Source organism: Marinomonas rhodophyticola (assembly GCF_026113935.1).
In the GTDB taxonomy this organism is placed as follows: Bacteria; Pseudomonadota; Gammaproteobacteria; order Pseudomonadales; family Marinomonadaceae; genus Marinomonas; species Marinomonas rhodophyticola.
Window position 1 is genome coordinate 252,092 of sequence record NZ_JAPEUL010000007.1, and the last position, 23,255, is coordinate 275,346.

Consider the following 23,255-nt stretch of genomic DNA (forward strand, 5'->3'; position numbering starts at 1 on the left):
TCCGAAATCGGATACTGCCCATAAGCGGGTCCATGTTGAGAGACAAATGATAATCTAAGCAGGCCCATAGGGGCTACCGATTCTGGAGAAATATCTTTATGTGGAAGATTGTTTGTGCAATTTTGGGTTATATTTTAGCCGGTTTTATCGGGGCTTTACTGGGATTTTGTGTGGGGGGCGTGATAGACAAAGCCCAGACTGGCGGTGCTTTCAGTCGAATTCGTAGTCGAGCCGATGTACGGCTGCAGCAGGAAACTTTTTTTCGCACATTATTTCTTTTAATGGGGCGATTGGCTAAGTCTGATGGTCAAGTAACAGAAGCAGAAATCCAGTTGGCTCAATCTGTTATGCAGCGTTTAAGGTTGTCGCCAGCGGCTCAGGATCAGGCTAAGCGATTGTTTAATGAGGGAAAGTCTGAAAATTTCGACCTCGCTTCAGTACTAAATACCTTCAAGCAGGTGGTTGGCCCTGGTGATTTAACTCGCACACTTTTAGAGGTGTTGCTGGTGTCGGCTTACGCTGATGGCCATTTTAGTTTGGAGGAGAAAGCCTTTGTTTCTCAAGTTTGTTCGTACCTTGGGGTGTCGGTTGCAGAATTTGAAGCGTTGCATATTCAAGTAAAACAGCAAGCTCACTTCAGTCAAGGTTTTCAGTCATCCTCAAATAGCATGGGATCGAAAGATTTATTAAAAGCGGCCTATGAGGCGCTGGGTGTGACGCCTGAGATGACGGATGCCGAGATTAAAAAGGCGTATCGTCGTTTAATGAGCCAGCACCATCCCGACAAATTGAGTTCAAAAGGCCTGCCAGATGAAATGATTGAGCTGGCGAAAGAGCGTACTCAAGAAATTCAAGCGGCATATGAAATGGTTAAGAAAGCGCGCAAATAACACTTTATGAATTATTTTTTTAGTGATCAATTGTTAATAGGGCTTTCGTAAAAGAGCCCTTTTTTTACGCTGGGTAATGTTTTTTGTTGATTTATTTGATCGGTGTTTTGTTTTAAAAAGCCTCGAACTCGCTGTATAAGCAGTTGTTTGCTGTCTTTTCCGGTGACTCTATCTGGTAAAGCATCAAGTTGAATAAAGTCCCCCCGTTTTTCTGCTCTTTGGTTGGCGGCTTGTTTGCGCCACATCGCAAATTGATCACTTCTTGTTGAGCTAACATAATAGTCCAAAATAGGCTGGGGGACTTGGCGAATTTTTTGAGCCATTTCGTAGCTAGATGAGCCTGCTGGTGATTCAATGTCAATGAGAATTAAAGCGTTACCCGCGCCTTGGTTCGCGGCTAAAAAACTCAGTGCGTAACTTGCGCCAGTTCCATAGCCAAGAAAACTAAATTGTTCGATGTTTTGCGTCTTTGCGTAAGCGATAGCGGCGTCTATTCTGCCAAAAACCACAGCTTGGTTAGGCAGCTCAGCGGATGTTGGTTGTGTGTTGTCGGCGATTGATGCATCGTTTGGTGTTGATGTATTGATTTTTATTGGGTCTGCGCGCTTGATAATGTCTGGAACGTCAATGGATAAGGTGCACCAGCTGTATTCAGGTAGGGCATTACGCAATGGCGCTATCGCATCAGGCCAATCGGGATGTTCGTTGTCTGAGTGTAGTAGGAGAATGCAGCCTTGCGTGTCGCTGGTCATTGATCTTCTGTAAAGGGTAAGAAAAGGCTCACTGTTCGCCTCTAATGTTAATATTTGGTGATTTAGTTGCCTCAACATTAAAGACGTTTTTAGCGCATTAAGGCGTGATGCTTGTGGCTGAGGGATAGCATATTCAGCGTTGTTTTGTGTTGAAGTGTTTGGCGCAGGAGTGCTTTCATTTGTCGTGCTTTCTGTTGGCGTGGCAGTTTTTTCTTGTGTGCCATTGGTCGCGGCTTGTGGCTCTTCTGCTAAAACAGGGAGGTTTTTGCTCAAGAAAAGAAGTGTAATGATGGCGTGGCTTAGCGCGTTAAATTTCTTCATTGTTTTCAATACTTCTTTTAAGTGTCTTGGTAAAATGCAGTGTAAATTTTCATTATGAGACCTTTATTGTGTCACTGCTGGAGTCAGATATGAATGATTTTATCATTGCCCCTTCTATCCTTTCTGCCGATTTTGCTCGATTGGGCGAAGAAGTTGACAATGTGTTAGAGGCCGGAGCCGATATCATACACTTTGACGTGATGGACAATCATTACGTTCCCAATTTAACGATTGGCCCTATGGTCTGTAAAGCGTTGCGTAAACATGGTGTGACCGCGGATATTGATGTTCATTTGATGGTGAAACCAGTGGATCGTATGATTGGTGATTTTATTGAAGCTGGGGCTTCCTTTATTACTTTTCATCCAGAAGCCAGCGAGCACATAGATCGATCCTTACAGATGATTCGAGACGGTGGTTGCAAAGCGGGTTTAGTGTTTAACCCTGCTACCCCCTTACATTATTTAAAACATGTCATGGACAAGATCGACATGGTCTTATTGATGTCTGTCAATCCAGGTTTTGGTGGACAGTCTTTTATCCCTGGAACGCTAGACAAGCTTCGTGAAGCACGAGCATTGATAGACGCTAGCGGTTATGACATTCGCCTTGAGGTGGATGGTGGTGTTAGTGAAAAGAACATTGCTGAGATTGCTCGTGCTGGTGCGGATACTTTTGTGGCAGGGTCGGCTATTTTTGGTAAGTCTGACTATAAGTCAGTCATTGATAGCATGCGCAAAGAATTAGCGAGCGTTCGTCAATGAAAACACCTAAGTATTTTTCCGATTGGTTTGAAGGGTGGCCTGAACTGGTGTGTCTGGATTTGGATGGCACCCTAGTTGATAGTGTGCCGGATATCGCCGACGCTGTTGATGCGTTTTTAGCGGAATTGGGTGCCCCTTTAGCGGGCGAGGGTCGCGTACGGGGCTGGGTGGGCTTTGGCTCGGCCAAGTTGATTGAGCAGGCCTTGGATTGGGCTGGTATAGACAAAGCTAAGCACGAAGAAGCGTATCGAGTTTTCTTATTGCATTATCATGCACACCTGACGGATAAAACGACCCTTTATCCTAATGTAAAAGCTTTGTTGAAAGCGCTGAAACATCATAATGTGCCCGTTGCGTTAATTACCAATAAGCCAAGTGTGTTTGTTAAACCTATGTTGGATCATTTTGAGTTAACGGAGCAATTTGGTTGGCTGTTAGGTGGCGACACATTAGAAGAGAAAAAACCCTCCGCTTTGCCTTTGTTGCATTGCAGTGAGTCGATTGAAGCCTTGCCAGAAAATTGCTTGATGATAGGCGATTCCATTACCGATTTTAAAGCTGCGAGCAACGCCGGGTTTAAGTGTGCTTTGGTAACTTATGGTTATCATCAAGGTGAAGATTTGGCTGCGTTAGGTGCGGATGCGATTATTGATGATTTGGCGGAGTTACTGGTCTAGACTCGCTGTGAAACAAAGTACGCATTAAAAAATGCCAAGTTATTTAACTTGGCATTTTTTGTGGCAATCATTTTTCAACTTCGGTTGATAAAGGTTCTGGTGATCCTGATTGTTCAGGCAATAGTGTCATTTTACTGTCTTTTGCCATATGGAGAGTGTGTGTGGGGAACGCAACTTCCGCACCGTGTGCTTCTATGATCTGCATCGCTTGAAATAAAACATCTTGTTTGACGTTGTGGTAGGTTCTCCAATCTACCGTTTTAGTATAGGCGTAAATAAAGAAGTCTAAAGATGAAGGGCCAAACTGATTAAAATTCACCATATAAGTTTGGTTTGTATCTAGATCTTCGTGATTGGCGACCATATTTTTTATGTCAGCCAAAATAGTGGGTAAAAGATGAAAATCGCTATAACGCACGCCAATTGTTTCATTAATACGGCGATGGGTCATACGTGAAGGGTTTTCGACCGAAATAGTTGAAAATGTGGCATTTGGTACATACAGCGGGCGTTTATCAAAGGTACGGATGCGCGTCTGTCGCCAGCCTATGTGTTCGACTGTGCCTTCAATATTCTGATCTGGTGAGCGAATCCAGTCGCCGATAGCAAAAGGACGATCTAAATACACCATTAATCCACCAAAGAAGTTGGCTAGTAAGTCTTTTGCCGCAAAACCCACCGCTATACCACCAATGCCACCAAACGCTAATACACCAGAAATGCTATAGCCTAAGGTTTGCAAGATGACGAGGGCCGAGGTAATAACCACGGAAGCGCGTAATAATTTACTGATAGCGCTGGCGGTGGTGTAGTCAACCTTAGTGGCCACTTTATCTGAGTTAGTAAGGGTTCTTTCACTCTCAGAAACACAGCGTAGAATAAACCAAGTAAGAATAACAATAACGCCAATTTCTCGGATTGACTTAATCAGCGAAGACAACCCAGGATCCATCTCTGAACCAGATATCTCAGCGGCAACGCTTAGGCCTACTAACCATATGAATACTCCGACGGGTTTTTGTGCAGCGTGAATCAGTACGTTATCCCAGGGGGTTTTTGTACGTTCTAGTTGTTTGTCTATACGCGTCAAAATATGATTCGCAACAAAGTTGGCGATGAGTGTGCCAAATACCACAAAAAAGACTCGGACCACCCAGTGCATTTGGGTATCTCCAAGGCCTAAATAAATTTGCATTGTTTCCCAGTTCATTTTTTTCTTAGTCTCTTTGTCGTATGAGTTGTTTAGTGGATTAGAGTAACAGCAAAGTACCCAGCCCTAAGAAGGCGACGAAACCTGCAATATCCGTTACCGTAGTTAAAATAACGGAACCAGATAACGCAGGGTCAATACGTAGTTTGTCTAGCAAAACAGGTATTAGTACACCAGAAAGTGCTGCCATAAGAATATTGACAATAATAGCGAGGCCGATAACGGCACCGAGCATCGGACTTTCGAACCACCAAAGAGTGACCACTCCGATGACAATAGCCCATAATATACCGTTCAGTCCGCCAACTTTTAACTCTTTTGACAGCAATGACTTCAAGTTGCTACGGGTGATTTGTCCAAGTGCTAAGCCTCGTACAATAAGGGTCAGTGTCTGGCTACCGGCGATGCCACCCATTGAGGCAACAACAGGCATCAATACCGCTAGTGCAACTACTTGCTGTAATGTGGCTTCAAACAAACCAATAAAAGCGGAAGCCAAAAAAGCGGTCAGGAGATTAATGCCCAGCCAGATGCCGCGAGTTGCCGCACTGCGTTTGACTGGTGCGAATAGATCAGATTCTTCGTTAAGACCGGCTGTCGACATTTGTTGAGCTTCGTTTTCTAGACGCCATGTTTCCATGGCCAGCCCAGCATGAAAACGGCCTAATAAAATGTGATTGTCGTCCACAACAGGAAGTGCTGACAAGGAGGAGCGCTCTAGTTGTTCTGCGGCTTTGGTTAGCTCTGTATCAGCATGAATAAAGGAGCATTCCTCATCAATAAGTCCGGAGATAGGCTCATGCCCTTGCGCCTTAAATAGCTGGTCAAATTTGACGCACCCTACCCAGCGACCAGTTCGATTCACGAGATACACCATGTCTGTGTAGGCAGGGGTATTCTTTTTCAGTAGTCTTAGTGCTTCTGATACTCGAATGGATTGAGAGGCAATGAGCAGTTCGTGGTCTATCCAGCGGCCAACTACATCGTCATCGTAGACAATACCTTGTTGGTAATATTCTCGTTGCTTATTGTCCATTTGCTTAAGGGCAATATCAACGAGGCGATCAGGAAGGGAGTCTGTTATTTCAAGTAGGTCTTCCGCGTCTACATCGGTGAATAAGGTTTCAATTTCGGTATCGTCTAAGCCTTTTAGGAGTAATTGACGAGATTCTCCGCGCATTTCAACGAGAATATCAAGGCGGTTTGCCTGCTTAATATTTGCCCATGCTTGTTTACGTTGTGCCAGAGGAATAGACTCAAGCGCTAAAGCAACGTCATCGGGGGTTAGTTCGGAAATGGCCTTATTAATTGACTCGGGAGAATGCTCGTCATGAATGAGGGTTTCGATGAGATCGGTGACTTGGCTGTGCACTGGACATCCTTAAAACACAAAATAATTGTGGTAAAGATAACATGCTTTCAGCTTTGTCGCATAACCGTATGCATATGAAGCAAAGCTTTATAAATCAGCGATGGCGTATCGCATCCTTCCTATGGGAGACACGGTGTTCATGACAGTGTAGAATTTGGCGCATTTTACATTACGATATTTTATTATTGCTTTTAGGCGCGTCTCTTCTTTATGTTATTGATGATCGACAATTACGACTCTTTTACTTATAACCTAGTGCAATACTTTCGTGAGTTGGGTGCAGATGTGCAGGTGTTTCGTAATGATGAAATTAGTCTTGAAGATATTGAGCGTCTTGCTCCGTCTCATCTGGTGATTTCACCCGGTCCCTGTACGCCTAACGAAGCGGGTATATCTTTAGCGGCGATTGCGAGGTTCGCAGGCAAGATTCCCATATTGGGTATTTGCTTAGGTCATCAAAGTATTGGTCAAGTCTTTGGTGGCGAAGTGATTCGTGCTAAAAATGTTATGCATGGTAAAACTTCATATATTTATCATCAAAATACGTCGCTATTTAAGGGGTTGCCGAATCCTCAAACAGCCACACGTTATCATTCGTTGGTAATATCTGCAGACTCTTTGCCAGATTGTCTGGAAGTGACGGCGTGGAGTCAAACGGCAGCGGGTGAAAGAGAAGAGATTATGGGTATTCGACACAAAACGCTTGCCGTAGAAGGGGTGCAATTTCATCCTGAGTCGATTTTGACCGAAGCAGGCCATGCTTTATTGGCCAATTTCTTAACACGATAATTTTAATACGATAGGAGAGGCTGGTGGATATTCAAAAGGCGATTGCCGCTGTTGTTGAGCGCCAAGATCTAAATGGTGCTGAGATGCGCATAGTAATGAATGACATCATGACGGGAAAAGCCACGCCAGCACAGATAGGTGGTTTTCTTATAGGCCTAAGAATGAAAGGTGAGTCGGTCGAAGAAATTACGGCGGCAGCACAAGTCATGCGAGAGCTGTCCAGTAAAGTGGAGTTAAATCTTGATGGTGTTGTGGATACCTGTGGTACGGGGGACGGCGGTAATTTATTCAACGTATCGACGGCGTCTGCTTTTGTAGTTGCCGCTGCTGGCGGTAAAGTGGCAAAACACGGAGGTCGATCCGTGTCTTCTAAATCAGGTAGTGCGGACGTGTTGGAACAGGCTGGTATTTACCTTGGCCTAGATGCGGTGCAAGTATGCCGATGTGTTGAAGAAATTGGCTTAGGCTTTATGTTTGCGCCGAATCATCATTCAGCGATGAAGTATGCCGTTGGCCCTCGTAAAGAAATGGCCACTCGTACTATTTTTAATTTACTGGCACCTTTAACCAATCCAGCGAATGCTAAACGTCAAGTGATGGGCGTATTTCATCAAAAATGGGTGCGACCTATCGCGGAAGTATTAAAAGCGTTAGGCAGTGAACATGTGATGGTGGTTCATTCAGAAGATGGCCTAGATGAAATTAGTATTGCGGCGCCCACCTATGTTGCTGAGTTGAAAAATGGGGTGATTTTAGAATACAAAATTTCCCCTGAAGATTTTGGTATTCCTCTGCAGTCTATTGATACCATTCAAGCGGCCGATGCCACAGAAAGCCTTGTTTTGGTGAAGACGGCGTTAGATGGTAAAGGAAAAATTAATCCTGCTCGAGATATTGTTGCTTTAAATGCTCGGGGCAGCGATCTACGTCTCAGGTATTGCAGATACTTTAGCTGAAGGAGTAAACATTGCCGAAGATGTGATTGGTGGTGGTACAGCGAAGGTCAAAATGTCTGAATTGGCTAGTTTTACTCGTTGTTTTATGGTTCTCAATTCACTGTAAATAGAGAGGAGCAGTAATCCATGCAAATAGAAACTCCGACCATTTTAAAGAAAATAGTCGCTCGTAAATACGAAGAAATTCAGGAGCGTAAATCCCACACACCATACGGAAACTTAGAAGTGGCAGCGTCAGTGGCGAATGTCCATAATGCGCCTCGTGGTTTTGCTCATGCCTTAAAGCACCAAATTGCCATTGGTAAGGCCGCTGTTATTGCTGAAGTGAAACAAGCGTCTCCGAGCAAGGGGATCTTACGTAACCCCTTTATTCCTGCCGATATTGCAAAGTCCTATGCAAAAGGCGGTGCAGCTTGTTTGTCAGTTTTAACAGACAGTGATTTTTTTAAAGGCCACGAAGAGTTTTTAGTACAAGCTCGGGCCGCTTGTAAATTGCCTGTTATTCGCAAGGACTTTATTGTTGATGAATATCAAGTTCTTGAAGCTAGGGCGATTGGTGCTGACTGTATTTTACTGATTGCTGCTTGTTTAAGTGGTCAAAAGTTACGTGAATTGGATCAAATGGCGCGTGATTTGGGTATGGATGTTTTGGTTGAGGTGCATAATCGTTCCGAGTTAGATTTGGCGTTAGAGCATACTCAGACGGAATTGCTTGGTATTAATAATCGGGACCTTCATACCTTTGAACTGAGTTTAGATCATACATTTGAGTTAATGCGTGATGTCCCCTCTGATCGACTTATCGTCACTGAGAGTGGTATTCACACTCGTGATGACGTTGCCTTGATGCGTCAAAAAGGGATTCATGCGTTTTTGGTTGGTGAAGCGTTTATGCGTGCTGATGATCCGGGTAAAAAATTAGCTGAGCTGTTTCAATCATAGTGTCGACAGTTTTAGTCATGGCTGAATAATATAAGGTTAAAATATGAAAGCGAATGTGAGTTGGCAAGAAGATGTGCATTTTACTGCCGAAACAGGCTCTGGCTTTAAGGTGGAAATTGACGGTAATCAAGTGGCTGGGCCAAGACCTATGGAGCTGTTGTTGGCAGGGCTTGGTGGTTGCACTTCCTATGATGTGGTGAGTATTTTAAAGAAGTCTCGCCAGGATGTTGTTTCCTGCGTTGCGCAGATTGATGCTGATCGTGCTGATACTGTGCCGGCCGTGTTTACTGAAATTCGAGTGCATTTTGTTGTGACTGGCCGTAATTTGAAAGAAAGCGTAGTTGCCCGTGCGGTTAAACTATCCGCAGAAGAGTATTGTTCTGCTTCTCTTATGCTTGAGAGAGGTGGGGTGAAAATCGTTCATAGTTTTGAAGTGATCGACGTAGAATAAGCCATTATGCCAGACATAAAAAAAGCGCTTATAAGCGCTTTTTTTATGTCTGGCTTTTCTTGGTATATAGAAAAGTGGTGTCCTCACCAGGACTCGAACCTGGAATAGCTGCTTAGGAGGCGGCCGGTATATCCCGTTTACCTATGAGGACGTATTTTTAAGAAGGTTTTATACCTTATTTTTGCCTGAAACACAAATTCGAACCCAGTATAGTATTGATTCGTATGACTTTTTAAGCTCTGCCTAGTGTGTGTTTACTGCTGATAGGGCGAGTTGATCCTCTGGCTGTATAGACTTTGTTCTTACTATTGTGGCCTTGGAGGAGTTCGAAGAGATGTTTATTGCGTTTTTGCAGCGTATTTAAAATACGAGCGTTAGTATTGTTTTTGGTTTTGCATTGTCTTAATAGAGTGTCGCACTCTTGCATGAGAAGGCGAACATTATCCATAGAGCTATCTTGTAAGCTAAGCCACTTTTTAAACGCTTCTTCGGTAGGATTTTTTCGGTCAACAATATCGAATTTAATAAGGACGTTAACTCTTTTTTCATTGAGCTGATTCATTTCATCAAGCAGTGTCTGCTTTTGCTCTGATAAGCTAAGAATGGTTTGGCTGTTTACTTCACCATAAGCGAGGCGTTCATCATCAAGAAGCAAAGAGAGCTTTTCTAATATCTCTTTGCTTCTGACAAATATAGGGGCAATGGGAATCATAAGACAGACCGTTTAAAGACCGTATTAAATATACAGTCTAGAATAGCGAGTCCATAGAAGCCATATTATTCGCTAGCTTCTGCGTATCGATTTTGTATTCACCAGCCGCTATTGCTTTTTTAATCTGTTCTACTTTTGCCATGTCGACGTCTGGTAAATTGTTAATTTTAGATTGTTGATTTTGCAAAGTTTGTGCCGTACCGCTTAGTCTAACGGTATCTTCTGCTAACGTACCACCTTGCACTGTGCTTTGTTTTCCTGTCGCACTACCAGTCGAATCGTCTTTTTGCGATCGCTCACTTTTGTTGATTGTGCTCTGGTTTGATAGACCTGTAAAATGTATTGCCATTGGGTTTTCCGCCCTTTTATGATTTGCCTGTCTATATTGTCGGCTGGGTCTACAGAAACTTTAATGAAAAGCCCAGAAAAAAGCATTTAGTAAGTCGCCGATCATTCTGTACTCAATAGTTTACAAGAACCTCACTGTCAGTTACAACTTTGGCGTATATAATTCGTTCAGAGCTGGTGTTTTTGACACGTATTTGTTGTCCCTTTACGCCATTTTCCAATGCAACGCCATTCATTCTAACTATAATGGTACCACTGCTTGCTGTAATTAGGACAATATCGCCTTTTTTTACCAGTGTTGGTTGGTTGATAAGAGTGTCGGTTATGAAGGTGTTGATACGAAGGTTGCGTGAAGCGATGAGGCCATAGGGTGGGTTCTTTTTGGTAAAAACCTGTCCTCTAAGGGTTGATATATCAACGTCACCGATATCTGTGTTGGATTGGTCAATAACCTGTCCACGGTTAATCGGTGTTGTGGTCTTTATCGCGGGAATTAGAATTTCTTGTGTAACGGGTATGTAGGATTTCCACGTAGGTGAATCACAGCTGATTTCATAGTTCGTGCGTTTGACGGCTTCAGGTCTTTGGTTGCTAATTTGAATTGCGTCATCTTCGCATTCGGATAGATAATTGAGAGCCGCGAGATTATTTAAGGTAATGTTGATCGTCGCTTCAGGGTATATTTGTGATAGCCGAGGAATTTCTACTCGATCTATGAAGTGGTTAATTTGTTCTTCTGTGGATAAGGCGAATACTAGGCCTGTTTGGAAACAAATGAAGGCTACGCTTAGCCTTATTATTCGCATGATTCACTCTCTTTGTTTATGATTAGGTTATAAATAAGATAGTTAGTAAAATAGTAAAAATCACTTTATCATTGGATGATGCATTTTAACAATTTTGAGGTGATACCTCATTATAATGTTTACACATTTTGGAGGCGTTTATGGCTGGAGTTCTGGATACTGTTAACCAACGTACACAGCTTGTAGGAGAAAACCGACTTGAATTGCTGTTGTTTCGCTTAAATGGTAAGCAAATTTATGGCATTAACGTCTTTAAAGTCAAAGAAGTGCTTCAATGCCCTAAGTTAACGACCATGCCTCATAGTTCACCGGTAGTGAGAGGCGTTGCCCATATTCGTGGTGGCACTATACCTATTTTGGATTTAGGGTTAGCGACTGGGGCGGTTCCCAATGGAAAACATTAGTCAGTGTTTTGTGATTATCACCGAGTACAACCGTCGTATTCAAGGTTTTCTAGTGCGTGGTGTAGAGCGTATTGTCAACATGAACTGGAGCGATATTCAGCCGCCACCAAAAGGTTTGTCAAATGACAATTATTTAACCGCCGTTTGTCAGGTTGATAAAGAGATGGTTGAGATTATTGATGTTGAGCAAATCCTTTCCGAAGTGGCGCCTACTCGCCAAGATATCTCTGAAGGTATTGTCAATGCAGGTGTCACAGAAAATGCGCAGAAACATCATATACTCATAGTTGATGATTCTTCTGTGGCACGTAAGCAGATTAAGCGTTGTATGGAGCAAGTCGGTTTTGCAACAACGGTTCTTTGTGATGGGCGAGAAGCGCTTACTTATCTTCAAAACATGGTGGCGGAAGGTAAGGATGTGACGAAAGAGTTTTCTATGGTGATTTCTGATATAGAAATGCCAGAGATGGATGGATACACGTTAACGACTTCAATTCGTAATGATAGCCGTCTACAAGACTTATTTATTCTTCTTCATACATCATTAAGTGGTGTTTTTAACGAATCAATGGTTAAGAAAGTTGGGGCAGATGGTTTCTTGGCGAAATTTCAGCCAGATGAGCTGGCTCGATTAGCAATAGAAACAGTGCAGGTTCAGTCTGAATAATGGTTGGGCTGGACGCTTTGTCTAGCCTTAAATGGAACCTGTAAAATATGGAGTTTTAATGCTCAGTAGTACAAATGCAATTACACCTAATGGCTATATTAGGTTCAGGGACTATCTGCAGAAAGCTTGTGGCATTTCGCTGAGTGATAACAAGCAATATCTGGTTGCCAGTCGTCTGGGAAAAGTGCTGGAGAGAGAAGGCTTTTCTAAGATTGAGCAACTTGTTGATGCCTTGGAAAAATATGGGAGCTCTAAACTAAAAGAAGAAGTCATTAATGCGATGACAACGAACGAAACGCTTTGGTTTAGAGATATTCACCCGTTTACAATTTTAAAAGATAGGGTGTTGCCTGAAATGACATCAGGCCCTCTTAGAATTTGGTCGGCAGCCTCATCAACAGGTCAAGAGCCTTATTCTATCAGTATGGTGATAGACGAATTTAAATCGGCTCGTCCTGGTGTGTTAAAAGCAGGTGAAAAAATAGTAGCGACCGATATTTGTACGAATATCCTTCAGCACGCTAAGCAGGGTGAATACGATAGCTTGGCTATTGCACGTGGTCTTGGGCCGGACTTACAAAGACGCTATTTTGATAAGATAAATGACCTAACATGGAAGATCAAACCGCATTTAAGCGCTCGGGTTGAGTTTAAGTATTTGAATCTTATTGAATCCTTCTCTACTTTGGGTAAGTTTGACGTGATTTTTTGTCGAAATGTGCTGATCTATTTTACTGTTGATCTTAAGTTGGATATTTTGAAGAGAATGCACGCTTGCTTGAAGCCTGGAGGGTATTTGTTTCTTGGTGGTTCAGAAGCACTCAGTGGTCTGTCAGACTATTTTGAAATAGTGCAGTGTCACCCAGTGGATAGTCTACAAGGCCAAATCTTTATAGTATTTCCGTTTACATTTATTTCTATTCTGTATTTAAGAGCCCCATCCGAGTAATCGATGGGCTTTTTTGTTTCTGTATTATGTCTTTTAGTGATTGCCGCTTTTTGCCGTTTGTTTATTTTTATTTTTTAAGTATATGAATTTAAAGGGTTTTTGTTTTTGGCATTATAATTGCTTTATATCGATCAAGTTAATAAATTATTTTTGAGGGTCGAATGGCTATATCTTTTGCAAGTGCATTTGCCGGGCATGATAAAACGCTTGAGTTTCGCAGCGCAAGAGCGGCGGTTCTGGCAAATAACATCGCCAATGCTGATACGCCAAATTATAAAGCCAGAGATATTTCATTCGATTCACTATTTAATGCAGAGAGTAATAAGTTGAAACTGGCTGGTACAAATTCTCGTCACATATCAGGCGAGAGTACTGCTGGAGAGTCGGATGAGTTGCTTTTTCGCAATGCGAGTCAGCCGTCATTAGACGGTAACACAGTTGATATGCAAAGAGAGCAAGCAGAGTATGCGCAAAACTCATTGCAATTCGATACGAGTTTTATGTTCTTGGATAGAAAAATTAGCGGTATGAAAAAAGCGCTTACTGGGAATTAATAGCCATGTCATTGAGTAATATTTTTACTATTTCTGGGTCTGCGATGAGCGCCCAAACGGTTCGTTTGAATACGATTGCAAGTAATATGGCAAACGTAGACAGTGCCGCCAGTTCAGCGGATCAAACATATCGTGCTCGCAAGCCCGTATTTTCAGAAATGATGAATGACAGTATGCGCGAAAACGGCTGGGGCAATGTTAATACCGATAACAGTGGTGCAGGTGTCGGAGTGAAGGTGGACGGCATAGTGGAGTCAAACGCGCCGTTGCAGCCAAGGTATGAACCAGATCACCCGATGGCGAATGAAGAGGGCTATGTTTTTTACCCTAACGTAAATCCGATGGAAGAAATGGCGGATATGATGTCAGCTTCCAGATCCTTTCAGACAAACGTAGAAATTATGAACTCAGCGAAAAGTATGATGCAAAAAATGCTCACGCTTGGTCAGTCATAGGAGCTGATAGATGGCAAATATATCTGATAGCAAAGGTCTTGGTGGGTTAATTTCCCAATATGGCACAGACGCTGCTAAATCCAAGGCTGGCATTGAAAAGCCAGATGTATCAAAAACAGAAGAGGCGGGAGCATTAGCCGATCAAAATGTGTTTTTGAAGCTATACATTGAGCAGCTCAAAGGTCAAGACCCGACGTCTCCGCAAGATGCGAATGACATGGTGGCGCAAATGTCTCAGTTTAGTTCTTTGGAGAGGTTGACGAGTATTTCGGATCAATTAGAAAGCATGGCCACTTCGCTCACCTCCAATCAGGCGCTTAGTGCGTCTACACTGGTGGGTAAGTCTATTCTTATGGACGGAAGTAAAGTGAAAGTAACCGACGGTCTTGAAACGGTTCAGTTAAGAACAGTAATACCAGAGAACTCCAAAGCCGCAACACTGAAAATATACGATGCTGATAATCGTTTAGTTCGCACTGCTGCGCTGGATTCAGGGGAATTTAAATGGGACAAGTTAGGTGATGACGGAAATCCCTTGCCGCCTGGTGAATATCGTTTTGCCGCATCTTCAACGGATGAGAAGGGCGAAGTATCGTCAATGACGACTCAGCTTCCAGCGCGCATCCAGGGTGTCACCATTAATGGCGAGAACGGTACGGTTTTAAACGTGGAAAACCACGGCAAGATCAAACTTACGAATGAATTAGAAATATTAGGGTAATTGGAGAGCATCATGGGATTCAATACTGCACTGTCTGGCATTAAAGCTTCTGCTGATTATTTAAGTGTGACAGGTAATAACATTGCCAACGCCGATACGACAGGCTTTAAAAAGTCACGTATTGAATTTGACGACCTATATAACACGAGTGTTCTTGGTGCTGGGAGTGGTAATACTATTGGCTCCGGTGTCAGTGTGAGTAAGGTTTCTCAAGAGTTTTCCGCTGGCAACATATCTTATACGGATAACAACCTTGACCTTGCCGTTGATGGTAGTGGTTTCTTTATTTTAGATTCCGGTATTGCTCAATCCTACACCCGTGCTGGTAACTTTAAGCTTGATGAAGATGGCTTTTTGGTCACTAATAACGGCAGTAATGTTTTGGGGTTTAATGCGGTTGATGGTGTTGTTGGTGGTAATTTGGAAGACTTAAAGGTACCAACGGATAGGATCCCACCAGAGCCAACCACAGCAATGGAGTTAAAGGTAAATTTAAACTCAGAAAATGATGATGTTCCGGCATTTATTCGAGCTGATTTTGACCCATTGAATCCAGATACCTATAACTTTACGCAAACTCAGGGTATTGCCGATGGGAACGGACAAAGTCATATAGTGACTTACTATTATTCAAAAAGTGAGTTGCCGAACACCTATAAAGTTCATGCGACAGTGGATGGTAATTTGACAGATGAAACAGGTGCAGCGTTCCTAGGTGAAACGTTTGCTACTTTTAACTCTGCAGAAGGCGGTACGGATTATAACGGTGATGGTGTAGAAGAGCAGCCATTTGAGCTTCTATATCTTGGTGCTGCAGCGCCTGGTGAAGCAGAGATCGCTGCGGCAACAAAAACACCTTTAGCCGTTGCTGGCACATTAGGAGGTGTGGCGATTGCTTCAACTCTTGCGCCAGAAGAGGTGCGAGAACCTATCGCGGTGGCCCGAGAAGTGTTTGATCCATTAAGTCCTGAAACGTACAATTATGGTAATACCAGAACGGTTTTTGACTCTTTGGGCGAACCGCACACTATGGGTTATTATTTTATTAAGCAGGGAGAAAATAATACCTACGAACTTCGAGTCACTCTGGATGGAAAGGAAAGTTATGTAGATCCATTTAGTGGTGCAGATACACGCTTTTTAGAGAAAAATACAACCGTCTCTTTTGACCCTGCAGGTAACTTGTTGGGAGTGTATCGTGGGCTTCCACCTTTTGGTGTTCCGCAGCCGATTACATTAGAAGTTATGGGATTGGATCCGACCAATCGTGGTCAAATTACACCATTAGACTTAAAGGGTTCGACGCAGTTTGCTTTAAATAATACAGACAGTTTTGAACAAAATGGTTTTTCAGCTGGTGAGTTGCAAGGTGTGTCATTCGATAGTGATGGCTTTTTGATGGCCAATTATACCAACCAGCAAACGGCAACTCTTGGCCAGATCGCCTTGGCAACATTTGACAGTACTGACGGTCTTATGCCGTCTGGACACACTACTTGGTTGGCAAGCAAGGGTTCTGGCCCTGCTGATATAGGGCGCCCCAATACGGGAACGTTCGGAAAAATTCAAGGGGGGCGTTAGAAGAGTCTAACGTTGATTTAACGTCTGAGCTTGTTGCGCTTATTGAGGCGCAGCGTAATTATCAAGCAAACAGTAAAACATTAGAAACCGAAAATACGGTAACACAGACGATTATTAACCTCCGCTAGTTTTCTGGAGAGAGAAGATTTGGTGCCGGAACGGCTTTGCTGTTCCGGCTTTTTTTTGCCTTTTTTATGTTCTTTATAAGTTGGTACGATTTTTGATAGTAGTTAATCATGTGATGTGAATTTTTGAGGAGTATCGCGGTGGATAAGGCCTTATATTTGGCAATGAGTGGTGGTGTACAAACCATGAACGCTCAAACAATACACGCTAACAACTTGGCAAATGTCAGTACAACAGGTTTTCGTTCTGATTTCGAACAGGCCCGTTCTATGCAGGTCTATGGGGATTATTATCCTAGCCGTGTGTATGCAATGACCGAAAATCCAGCGACACGATATACTCAAGGTGACATGATTCAAACGGGTAGAAATTTAGATGTTGCGGTGGCAGGCGATGGCTTTATTGCTGTATACGATGAGAGTGGTCAGGAAGCCTATACTCGAGCTGGCGACTTGCAAATTAATGCCGCTGGACAATTGGTAACAGGACGAGGTTTGCCTGTTGCCGGTGTGGGTGGTCCTATTTTTTTACCACCGTTTAGCAGTATTAACATTACCGCAGACGGTTCTATTTCTATTGTGCCTCAAGGCGGGGCCGAGAATGAAGTGGCGGTACTTAACCAGATTAAGTTGGTTAATCCAGACCCACAGAACTTACGCAAAGAAGAAGACGGTTTAATACATTCTCGGGATGGGCAAGAATTTGATCCTGATCCAAACGTCCAGTTAGCGAGTGGATTTATTGAAGGTAGTAACGTGAATGCTGTTGAAGAGATGACACACATTATGAACCTTGCGCGACGCTTTGAAATGAATGTGAAAATGATGGATACGATTCGAGATAATGCAGATTCTTCTGCTCGAATTTTACAGCGCTCGGCTTAAGTATCATCAATTTATAACGAATAACGGAATGTAAAAGAGGCAATTATGAATTCAGCATTGTGGGTCAGTAAAACGGGTTTAAGTGCCATGGATAAGCAGTTAAACGTTGTCGCCAACAACTTGGCAAACGTTTCAACGACGGCGTTTAAAAAAGACAGGGCGGTATTTGAAGATCTCATGTACAAAACCGTTCGTGCACCTGGTGGTCTGAGTGCTCAGAATGCGGAATTACCATCAGGCCTGCAATTAGGTACAGGGGTAAAAGTAGGCGCGACCCAAAAAGACTTTTCTAATGGCGATTACAATATGACGGATAGGCAGCTTGATATTGCCATCCAAGGTAAAGGCTTCTTACAAGTATTACAGCCCGATGGTACCATCGCGTATACGCGCGATGGTAGCCTTCAACTTAACAGTCAAGGCCAGCTCGTGTCATCTGGTGGTTTGGTTATTGAGCCAGGGATCCAAATCGATCCAGGTGCAGTTGAAATCATGATTGCCGAAGATGGTATTGTCTCAGTGCGAAACAGTGGTGATGCCGACGCTCAGCAAGTTGGCGCAATTAATATCGCTGGTTTTATCAATCCAACAGGGCTTAACTCTGCTTGGGCAAAATTTATTTACGGAAACCAATGCGAGCGGTCCACCGATCGTTGGTGTTCCTGGTACAGATTCGTTGGGAACGATAGCACAAGGCATGTTAGAAGCATCAAATGTGAATTCCATTGAAGAGCTAGTGAACATGATTACCACCCAGCGAGCTTATGAAATGAATTCGAAAGTGATTGCGTCGGCCGACGGTATGATGAGTTTTGCAATACAGCAATTATAGTAACGTGTGGAATATGATGAAGATTAAATTTGCCTTCTTAGTGTTGTTCAGTGCTTGCTTGTCAGGTTGCCTTTCTTGGGATGTGAATGAGCAAGCTGTTGCCAATGCCGCGGCCGCAGGTGTGGTGGCGGCAGTGACTGATGCCGTCGTTGATGCTGTAACGGATGAGGAAGACCCCCCAGAAGAGCCTGCAGAGGTGCCGCGTAAAGGGTATGTACCGGACCCGAACGATCCTCTGAATGGACCAGAAATCAGTCAATCGATTCAGTCTGATGACCCTTATTATGCGCCAGTTTATCCGAATGGTATGACGCCCTCCCAAGCACCAACAGGCGGTATTTATCAGACAAGTATGGGCGATGTGTTTTTTGGTGATCAAAAGGCCAGCAAGGTTGGTGACATATTAACAATTAATTTGAATGAAACGACAACGTCAACGAAGGCCAATGCGGCTACGGTGTCTAAATCGTCTTCAGCTACAATTGAAAACCCAACAGTATTAGGCCAAGAGCTGAAAGTAGATACCACCTTGCCGCAACAGGGGACGGATTTCACAGGTAATGCTTCTGCTAATCAAAATAACAGCTTAAGTGGGACCATTTCAGTTACTGTTTTTCGAACCTATCCAAACGGTCTTTTGGCAGTACGTGGTGAAAAATGGCTGCGTTTAAATCAAGGGGATGAGTATATTCGTTTCTCAGGTATTGTGCGTCGGCAAGATATTTCCCCAAATAATACCGTGGATTCCGAACGTGTTGCTGATGCAAGAATTACCTATTCCGGTACTGGAGATGTGGCGGCTGGAAGTGAACAAGGTTGGGTAAGTCGTTTGCTTAATTCTAGCGACATGCCTTATTAATTTAATGATTCTAACAGCAGAGAGATTGGTTTCTCTCAATAGGTGATGTGATGAAGTACGCAGCGCTAATTGTCTTATATTTCTTGTCCTTTTCAGTTCAAGCTGATCGGTTGAAAGACATTGCCAGTGTTCAAGGCGTTCGAGAAAACCAATTATTTGGTTATGGCTTGGTTATTGGTCTAAATGGCACGGGTGACAGCACACCGTTTACCAATCAAAGCTTCGCTAGCATGTTGTCACGTTTTGGTGTGACGTTGCCAGAAGGGGTCAGCGCGACGTCGAAAAATGTCGCGGCGGTGTCTTTAACCGCCACATTGCCTGCTTTTTCAAAACCAGGACAAAAAATTGACGTGACAGCATCGTCGATAGGTAACGCCAGTGCGCTACGTGGTGGGACGCTATTATTATCTACCCTAAAAGGGGCTGACGGTGAAGTGTATGCTATTGCTCAAGGTAATCTAATTGTTGGTGGTTTAGGCACAAATGGTACGGATGGCTCTCGAACCTCTGTCAATGTTCCTACGGTGGGTCGTATACCAAACGGTGCGAGTGTAGAGCGCATGGTGCCAAGTAGTTTTAATACGGGTGATACCTTGACGTTTAACTTAAATCGTCCAGACTTTACAACGGCTAAGCATGTTTCAGATAAAATTAATGATCTTCTCGGGCCTGGTGTTGCTACGACTTTAGACGCAACGTCAATACGAGTATCTGCGCCAAGAGATTCGAGTCAGCGTGTGACGTTTTTATCGATTCTGGAAAATCTTGAAGTGGATGTGGCTGAGGAGCGGGCGCGGATTGTAGTGAATTCTCGCACCGGAACCATTATTATTGGACAGCACGTGAAAGTCTCTCCCGCCGCAATTACCCACGGTAGTCTGACTGTGACAATAAGAGAAACGCCACCTGTGGTTGGGCAAGATGGAACGGTAACGGGTGGGGAGACGATTATCTCGCCTCGCGAGGGTATTGAGATTGCTCCTAATAGCGGTCGTATGTTTGTCTTTGACCCTGGTGCTTCATTGAATGATATCGTTCGAGCTGTCAACCAGGTTGGCGCAGCGCCTGGGGATGTGATGGCAATTCTGGAAAGTTTAAAGCAAGCTGGCGCAATTAATGCGGATTTGGTTGTGATATAGGTGATCAGTTTTTATGATGAATTCAGTGCCTCCTAAACAAGATTTTTTTGCTGATTTCTCGACGTTAACCGCGTTAAAAACGAAAGCTCAGCAAGACCCTGATGCCGCACTGGAAGTGGTTGCTCAACAGTTTGAGTCCATCTTTATCAATATGTTACTTAAAAATATGCGCAGCACGAATGAGGCAATTGGCAGCGATCTTTTTTCAAGTGCTCAAACTAAGCAGTATCAAGAGATGATGGATGCCCAGATGTCTCAAAGTTTAGCCAAGTCCGGTGGCATTGGTTTATCGGAAGCGCTTATTCGTCAATACCAAACACAGCAGCAAGGGGGAGTCAGTTCTCCTGGGGCAAAAGAGCGAGGCGATACAGACTTTCTTAATCAGGTGGCTAAGCAAGATCTGGCTAGGATTCAGGCTCTGGCTCATCGTGCTTCCACAGAATTTATTGAATCTGTGCAGCAAGAAGCGAAGCAACAATCACAGAACGTCACTCAAGTTACAGAACGCTCAAATCAACCTTCGCCATCGGCTATTTCCGTTGTATTTGACTCTCCAGATGAATTTGTTGAGCACCTGTGGCCTCATGCTCAGCGTGCGGCACAAAAGTTAGGTGTTAACCCGAAGGCAGTGCTTGCGCAGGCGGCTTTGGAAACGGGGTGGGGGAAATACCCTATTGCCAAAGAGAACGGTACGGCGAGTTTTAATTTGTTCGGCATCAAGGCAGACAGTCGCTGGCAAGGGAGATCGCGCTGTGGTCAATACATTAGAATTTCGTGATGGCGTAGCAAAACGAGAAAAGGCCGCGTTTAGAGCATATGACTCTTTTTCTCAGAGTTTTGAAGATTATGCAGATTTCCTCTCATCAAGTGAGCGGTATAAAGATGCCCTTAAAGCTGGAGATGACGCATCAATGTTTGCCGCTTCTCTGCAAAAAGGTGGTTATGCAACAGATCCTAAGTACTCCGATAAAATAGATAGCATCCTTTCTAGTAAGTGGTTCAAAGGCTTACCGCAATAAAATGACGCAATTATTATCTTTGGTAAAGTTTTTGCATAGATAGCCGATAACACGAAAGGTTATCTTCGACAAACGCACTAGGGGTGTGAGCTATGAAGCTCAAATTTATATTCAATTGGTTTATCTGGACTACAGTCCAGTAATGCCCGTATTAATACGACAGGGCAGAATACGGCCAATGTGGATACTGAGGGCTATAGCCGTCAAAGAACGGATACCGCTAGCTCGCCCCTCGGTGGTGTTGTCATTCGTGATACAGCTCGTCTTGTTGACAATTTTGTGAGTGCACAAGTGCGAGCGGACACATCGGACTTCTCTTATCATGATACTTATCATTCCTTGATGACAATGTCAGATAGCTTGCTTGCCGAAGACAGCGTTTCTTTAACGGGTTATTTGAATAAGACATTCAGCGCACTGCAAAATGCAAACAATGATCCAACCTCGTCATCCCTTAGGGAGCTTGCTTACTCTAGTTTAAACAATCTGGTGAGCCAGTATAAAACCTTGTCAGGTTTGGTAAAAGATCAGGAAAATTTGGTTGACGAACAGTTGTCATCGTCATTGACTGATGTCAATGCCATCACCACTAAAATCTCGGATTTAAACAGTAAAATCTTACGAGAAGAAGGTCTGTCCTCTTCGTCTGCGAATGAACTACGAGATCAACAGGAATTGTTGGCAAAAGATCTCTCTAAATATTTAGACATCAATGCTCAGTTCAATGATAAAGGCTTAATGACGATTCAATTGATGAATGGTCAGCCTTTGGTCATGGATCAAAATCCAACGGAACTGAAAGTGATTCAAAATTCGTTAAATCCCAAAAGAATGGATTTTGTATTGAGTTTTGGTGATTACAATGTTGGTTTAAAAACCGAAAGCTTAGGGGGGAGCGTTGGTGGCATGGTAGATTTTCGCTCCGAGTTTAGCGAATACGCAGATCGTACTTTAGGGCAGCATGCTATCGCGATTGCGGATGCTATGAATACTCAGAATGCGAAGGGATTGGATGCTAATGGTGAATTTGGCCGAGATTTATTTTCTTTGGGTCGGATAGATATATATTCTAGTAAAGACAATATCCAGAAATTACCTAATTTTTCGGTACGAGTCTCTTCTGGAGAAGCGTCCAAAATCACCACAGATACTTATGAGACTCAGTAGAACCGATGATAATCGTTTTGCTATTACAAAATACGATTTAAATGATAAAGCTGTGGGGCAATCGACCGTGTTTGATTTGGCGAATATGACTCCGGATCGTCATGGGTATTACAAAATAGAAGAACTGGGTCTTGATATTCGTGTAGGTGATCTGAATGCTTTTGATCAAGACGATGTGTTTCGTTTTACGCCAACAGCTGGCGCCGCTGCTAATCTGAGTCTGCACGCAAAAAATGGGGATGCACTTGCGTTGAGTGCACCTGTAGGGGCGACGACCAGTTCAGATAACTTATCTGATGCGAGAATATCTGTGTCTTCTGTGTCGAATACAAAGCCAGATTCTTCTGCATTTGCAGCCGATGGTTCGCTTTATCCCAGTGCGCCTCATCAGATTTATTTTACTTCTCCTAGTTCTTATGTGGTTCGTGATGCATCAGGGACTGAGATTGCATCTGTGAATAATGTTTTTCAGTACAGTAATTTACTAGAGCAGGCAGGGCTGGCAAAAGAGGCGGGGTTTGATGTGTCAATTTCATCCATGCCTCAGCAGGGGGATGAGTTTTCTATTAGTACGGAGGATGTGGGGCCATCAGATAATGTCAACGGCTTGGCGTTAATTAATCTACAGAACCAAGCATTAGTCGAAGGTAAAGCCAGCCTAACAAAAGCGTTTGCGGGCTTTATTTCGTATGTTGGAACTAAGACGGCTGAATCCGCTGGGCATGCAAAATCCAGTGAAGTGATTATGAATGATAGTATCAATCGTCGAGACAGATTGTCGGCAGTGAGCCTTGATGAAGAAGCGGTGAATCTTATGAAGTACCAGCAATCTTATTCTGCCTCAGCTCAGGTGGTGACGGCTGCACGTACAACGTTTGAAACGCTATTAGGGATCATGAGGTAGATTT

25 protein-coding genes, 1 tRNA gene and 3 pseudogenes are annotated in these 23,255 nt (G+C 43.5%); 22 read left to right on the forward strand and 7 right to left on the reverse strand.

The genetic code is table 11. The annotated features are described in order from the left end of the window. Positions 1 to 98 precede the first annotated feature (98 nt). Positions 99 to 890, forward strand: a complete 792-nt coding sequence (gene djlA, locus ONZ52_RS09685; protein ID WP_265218406.1) for a co-chaperone DjlA — start codon at positions 99 to 101, stop codon at positions 888 to 890. Positions 891 to 916: 26 nt separating this feature from the next. On the opposite strand, the gene ONZ52_RS09690 is transcribed toward djlA, so the two are convergent. Continuing rightward, on the reverse strand, positions 917 to 1,963 hold the full coding sequence (locus tag ONZ52_RS09690) for an alpha/beta hydrolase family protein (RefSeq protein ID WP_265218407.1): 1,047 nt from the start codon (positions 1,961 to 1,963) through the stop codon (positions 917 to 919). Positions 1,964 to 2,052: 89 nt separating this feature from the next. Between ONZ52_RS09690 and rpe the strand changes: the two genes are divergently transcribed. Together rpe and ONZ52_RS09700 are read left to right on the forward strand one after the other, a co-directional pair. Next, positions 2,053 to 2,727 carry a ribulose-phosphate 3-epimerase gene (gene rpe / locus ONZ52_RS09695; RefSeq protein WP_265218408.1) on the forward strand — a complete coding sequence of 225 codons (675 nt, stop codon included), beginning with the start codon at positions 2,053 to 2,055 and terminating at the stop codon, positions 2,725 to 2,727. Further along, on the forward strand, positions 2,724 to 3,404 hold the full coding sequence (locus ONZ52_RS09700) for a phosphoglycolate phosphatase (RefSeq protein WP_265218409.1): 681 nt from the start codon (positions 2,724 to 2,726) through the stop codon (positions 3,402 to 3,404). The genes rpe and ONZ52_RS09700 overlap by 4 nt, the downstream gene beginning before the upstream one ends. A 67-nt stretch (positions 3,405 to 3,471) precedes the next feature. On the opposite strand, the gene ONZ52_RS09705 is transcribed toward ONZ52_RS09700, so the two are convergent. Next, a complete protein-coding gene (locus tag ONZ52_RS09705) occupies positions 3,472 to 4,614 on the reverse strand; it encodes a mechanosensitive ion channel family protein (RefSeq protein ID WP_265218410.1) in 1,143 nt (380 codons plus the stop codon). Positions 4,615 to 4,654: 40 nt separating this feature from the next. Continuing rightward, complete coding sequence (locus ONZ52_RS09710) at positions 4,655 to 5,986, reverse strand: magnesium transporter (protein WP_265218411.1); 1,332 nt, start codon at positions 5,984 to 5,986, stop codon at positions 4,655 to 4,657. A 210-nt stretch (positions 5,987 to 6,196) separates the two neighbouring features. On the opposite strand from ONZ52_RS09710, the gene ONZ52_RS09715 reads away from it, so the two are divergent. The 4 genes and pseudogenes from ONZ52_RS09715 (at position 6,197) to ONZ52_RS09730 (ending at position 9,124) form a co-directional block, all read left to right on the forward strand. Then, positions 6,197 to 6,775: an anthranilate synthase component II gene (locus ONZ52_RS09715; protein ID WP_265218412.1), complete on the forward strand. Its 579-nt coding sequence runs from the start codon at positions 6,197 to 6,199 to the stop codon at positions 6,773 to 6,775. Positions 6,776 to 6,798: 23 nt separating this feature from the next. After that, positions 6,799 to 7,837: pseudogene (gene trpD, locus ONZ52_RS09720) on the forward strand (anthranilate phosphoribosyltransferase). A gap of 20 nt (positions 7,838 to 7,857) precedes the next feature. Continuing rightward, on the forward strand, positions 7,858 to 8,673 hold the full coding sequence (gene trpC, locus ONZ52_RS09725; RefSeq protein ID WP_265218413.1) for an indole-3-glycerol phosphate synthase TrpC: 816 nt from the start codon (positions 7,858 to 7,860) through the stop codon (positions 8,671 to 8,673). Between the two features lie 43 nt (positions 8,674 to 8,716). Then, positions 8,717 to 9,124 carry an OsmC family protein gene (locus ONZ52_RS09730; protein ID WP_265218414.1) on the forward strand — a complete coding sequence of 136 codons (408 nt, stop codon included), beginning with the start codon at positions 8,717 to 8,719 and terminating at the stop codon, positions 9,122 to 9,124. Between the two features lie 75 nt (positions 9,125 to 9,199). On the opposite strand, the gene ONZ52_RS09735 is transcribed toward ONZ52_RS09730, so the two are convergent. The 4 genes from ONZ52_RS09735 to flgA form a co-directional block, all read right to left on the reverse strand. Then, positions 9,200 to 9,275 (reverse strand) — tRNA-Arg (locus tag ONZ52_RS09735). Between the two features lie 81 nt (positions 9,276 to 9,356). Further along, positions 9,357 to 9,836: a flagella synthesis protein FlgN gene (locus tag ONZ52_RS09740; RefSeq protein ID WP_265218415.1), complete on the reverse strand. Its 480-nt coding sequence runs from the start codon at positions 9,834 to 9,836 to the stop codon at positions 9,357 to 9,359. A gap of 37 nt (positions 9,837 to 9,873) precedes the next feature. Then, a complete protein-coding gene (flgM, locus tag ONZ52_RS09745) occupies positions 9,874 to 10,185 on the reverse strand; it encodes a flagellar biosynthesis anti-sigma factor FlgM (RefSeq protein WP_265218416.1) in 312 nt (103 codons plus the stop codon). Between the two features lie 112 nt (positions 10,186 to 10,297). Next, positions 10,298 to 10,990: a flagellar basal body P-ring formation chaperone FlgA gene (flgA, locus tag ONZ52_RS09750; protein WP_265218417.1), complete on the reverse strand. Its 693-nt coding sequence runs from the start codon at positions 10,988 to 10,990 to the stop codon at positions 10,298 to 10,300. 140 nt (positions 10,991 to 11,130) lie between these two features. On the opposite strand from flgA, the pseudogene ONZ52_RS09755 reads away from it, so the two are divergent. The 15 genes and pseudogenes from ONZ52_RS09755 to ONZ52_RS09825 all read left to right on the forward strand — a co-directional run bounded on the left by ONZ52_RS09755 (position 11,131) and on the right by ONZ52_RS09825 (position 23,251). Continuing rightward, positions 11,131 to 12,061 (forward strand): annotated as a pseudogene (locus ONZ52_RS09755) (chemotaxis protein CheV). Between the two features lie 58 nt (positions 12,062 to 12,119). Continuing rightward, positions 12,120 to 13,010 carry a CheR family methyltransferase gene (locus tag ONZ52_RS09760; protein ID WP_265218418.1) on the forward strand — a complete coding sequence of 297 codons (891 nt, stop codon included), beginning with the start codon at positions 12,120 to 12,122 and terminating at the stop codon, positions 13,008 to 13,010. Between the two features lie 161 nt (positions 13,011 to 13,171). Continuing rightward, a complete protein-coding gene (gene flgB / locus ONZ52_RS09765; protein WP_265218419.1) occupies positions 13,172 to 13,564 on the forward strand; it encodes a flagellar basal body rod protein FlgB in 393 nt (130 codons plus the stop codon). A 5-nt stretch (positions 13,565 to 13,569) separates the two neighbouring features. After that, positions 13,570 to 14,019, forward strand: coding sequence for a flagellar basal body rod protein FlgC (flgC, locus tag ONZ52_RS09770; protein ID WP_265218420.1), 450 nt, complete (start codon positions 13,570 to 13,572; stop codon positions 14,017 to 14,019). A gap of 10 nt (positions 14,020 to 14,029) precedes the next feature. Further along, positions 14,030 to 14,740: a flagellar hook assembly protein FlgD gene (locus tag ONZ52_RS09775; protein ID WP_265218421.1), complete on the forward strand. Its 711-nt coding sequence runs from the start codon at positions 14,030 to 14,032 to the stop codon at positions 14,738 to 14,740. Between the two features lie 12 nt (positions 14,741 to 14,752). Next, positions 14,753 to 16,321, forward strand: coding sequence for a flagellar hook-basal body complex protein (locus ONZ52_RS09780; protein WP_265218422.1), 1,569 nt, complete (start codon positions 14,753 to 14,755; stop codon positions 16,319 to 16,321). Positions 16,322 to 16,362: 41 nt separating this feature from the next. After that, positions 16,363 to 16,449: a flagellar basal body rod C-terminal domain-containing protein gene (locus ONZ52_RS09785; RefSeq protein ID WP_265219383.1), complete on the forward strand. Its 87-nt coding sequence runs from the start codon at positions 16,363 to 16,365 to the stop codon at positions 16,447 to 16,449. Positions 16,450 to 16,587: 138 nt separating this feature from the next. Further along, positions 16,588 to 17,331, forward strand: coding sequence for a flagellar basal-body rod protein FlgF (flgF, locus tag ONZ52_RS09790; protein ID WP_265218423.1), 744 nt, complete (start codon positions 16,588 to 16,590; stop codon positions 17,329 to 17,331). 45 nt (positions 17,332 to 17,376) lie between these two features. Next, positions 17,377 to 18,163 (forward strand): annotated as a pseudogene (gene flgG, locus ONZ52_RS09795) (flagellar basal-body rod protein FlgG). Between the two features lie 13 nt (positions 18,164 to 18,176). Continuing rightward, positions 18,177 to 19,022 (forward strand): flagellar basal body L-ring protein FlgH, encoded by an 846-nt coding sequence (locus ONZ52_RS09800; RefSeq protein ID WP_265218424.1) that lies wholly within the window; start codon positions 18,177 to 18,179, stop codon positions 19,020 to 19,022. A gap of 50 nt (positions 19,023 to 19,072) precedes the next feature. Further along, positions 19,073 to 20,161: a flagellar basal body P-ring protein FlgI gene (locus ONZ52_RS09805; protein ID WP_265218425.1), complete on the forward strand. Its 1,089-nt coding sequence runs from the start codon at positions 19,073 to 19,075 to the stop codon at positions 20,159 to 20,161. A gap of 13 nt (positions 20,162 to 20,174) precedes the next feature. Next, entirely contained in the window at positions 20,175 to 20,939 is a 765-nt protein-coding gene (gene flgJ / locus ONZ52_RS09810; RefSeq protein ID WP_265218426.1) for a flagellar assembly peptidoglycan hydrolase FlgJ, read from the forward strand. Beyond that, positions 20,914 to 21,180, forward strand: a complete 267-nt coding sequence (locus ONZ52_RS09815; protein WP_265218427.1) for a glucosaminidase domain-containing protein — start codon at positions 20,914 to 20,916, stop codon at positions 21,178 to 21,180. Before flgJ ends, ONZ52_RS09815 begins: the two co-directional genes overlap by 26 nt. 150 nt (positions 21,181 to 21,330) lie before the next feature. Further along, on the forward strand, positions 21,331 to 22,347 hold the full coding sequence (flgK, locus tag ONZ52_RS09820; RefSeq protein WP_265219384.1) for a flagellar hook-associated protein FlgK: 1,017 nt from the start codon (positions 21,331 to 21,333) through the stop codon (positions 22,345 to 22,347). Next, positions 22,334 to 23,251 carry a flagellar basal body rod C-terminal domain-containing protein gene (locus ONZ52_RS09825; protein ID WP_265218428.1) on the forward strand — a complete coding sequence of 306 codons (918 nt, stop codon included), beginning with the start codon at positions 22,334 to 22,336 and terminating at the stop codon, positions 23,249 to 23,251. The genes flgK and ONZ52_RS09825 overlap by 14 nt, the downstream gene beginning before the upstream one ends. The last annotated feature ends 4 nt before the right edge of the window (positions 23,252 to 23,255 follow it).

Bases quoted from the DNA above. Each gene is read 5' to 3' on its own strand.
- rpe (WP_265218408.1), top strand. From the start codon at position 2,053: ATGAATGATTTTATCATTGCCCCTTCTATCCTTTCTGCCGATTTTGCT.
- ONZ52_RS09825 (WP_265218428.1), top strand. From the start codon at position 22,334: ATGAGACTCAGTAGAACCGATGATAATCGTTTTGCTATTACAAAATAC.
- trpC (WP_265218413.1), top strand. From the start codon at position 7,858: ATGCAAATAGAAACTCCGACCATTTTAAAGAAAATAGTCGCTCGTAAA.
- flgB (WP_265218419.1), top strand. From the start codon at position 13,172: ATGGCTATATCTTTTGCAAGTGCATTTGCCGGGCATGATAAAACGCTT.
- flgJ (WP_265218426.1), top strand. From the start codon at position 20,175: ATGATGAATTCAGTGCCTCCTAAACAAGATTTTTTTGCTGATTTCTCG.
- ONZ52_RS09775 (WP_265218421.1), top strand. From the start codon at position 14,030: ATGGCAAATATATCTGATAGCAAAGGTCTTGGTGGGTTAATTTCCCAA.
- ONZ52_RS09705 (WP_265218410.1), bottom strand. From the start codon at position 4,614: ATGAACTGGGAAACAATGCAAATTTATTTAGGCCTTGGAGATACCCAA.
- ONZ52_RS09800 (WP_265218424.1), top strand. From the start codon at position 18,177: ATGATGAAGATTAAATTTGCCTTCTTAGTGTTGTTCAGTGCTTGCTTG.
- ONZ52_RS09690 (WP_265218407.1), bottom strand. From the start codon at position 1,963: ATGAAGAAATTTAACGCGCTAAGCCACGCCATCATTACACTTCTTTTC.
- ONZ52_RS09805 (WP_265218425.1), top strand. From the start codon at position 19,073: ATGAAGTACGCAGCGCTAATTGTCTTATATTTCTTGTCCTTTTCAGTT.
- flgC (WP_265218420.1), top strand. From the start codon at position 13,570: ATGTCATTGAGTAATATTTTTACTATTTCTGGGTCTGCGATGAGCGCC.
- flgA (WP_265218417.1), bottom strand. From the start codon at position 10,990: ATGCGAATAATAAGGCTAAGCGTAGCCTTCATTTGTTTCCAAACAGGC.
- ONZ52_RS09760 (WP_265218418.1), top strand. From the start codon at position 12,120: ATGCTCAGTAGTACAAATGCAATTACACCTAATGGCTATATTAGGTTC.
- ONZ52_RS09780 (WP_265218422.1), top strand. From the start codon at position 14,753: ATGGGATTCAATACTGCACTGTCTGGCATTAAAGCTTCTGCTGATTAT.
- flgM (WP_265218416.1), bottom strand. From the start codon at position 10,185: ATGGCAATACATTTTACAGGTCTATCAAACCAGAGCACAATCAACAAA.
- ONZ52_RS09740 (WP_265218415.1), bottom strand. From the start codon at position 9,836: ATGATTCCCATTGCCCCTATATTTGTCAGAAGCAAAGAGATATTAGAA.
- djlA (WP_265218406.1), top strand. From the start codon at position 99: ATGTGGAAGATTGTTTGTGCAATTTTGGGTTATATTTTAGCCGGTTTT.
- ONZ52_RS09700 (WP_265218409.1), top strand. From the start codon at position 2,724: ATGAAAACACCTAAGTATTTTTCCGATTGGTTTGAAGGGTGGCCTGAA.
- ONZ52_RS09715 (WP_265218412.1), top strand. From the start codon at position 6,197: ATGTTATTGATGATCGACAATTACGACTCTTTTACTTATAACCTAGTG.
- ONZ52_RS09730 (WP_265218414.1), top strand. From the start codon at position 8,717: ATGAAAGCGAATGTGAGTTGGCAAGAAGATGTGCATTTTACTGCCGAA.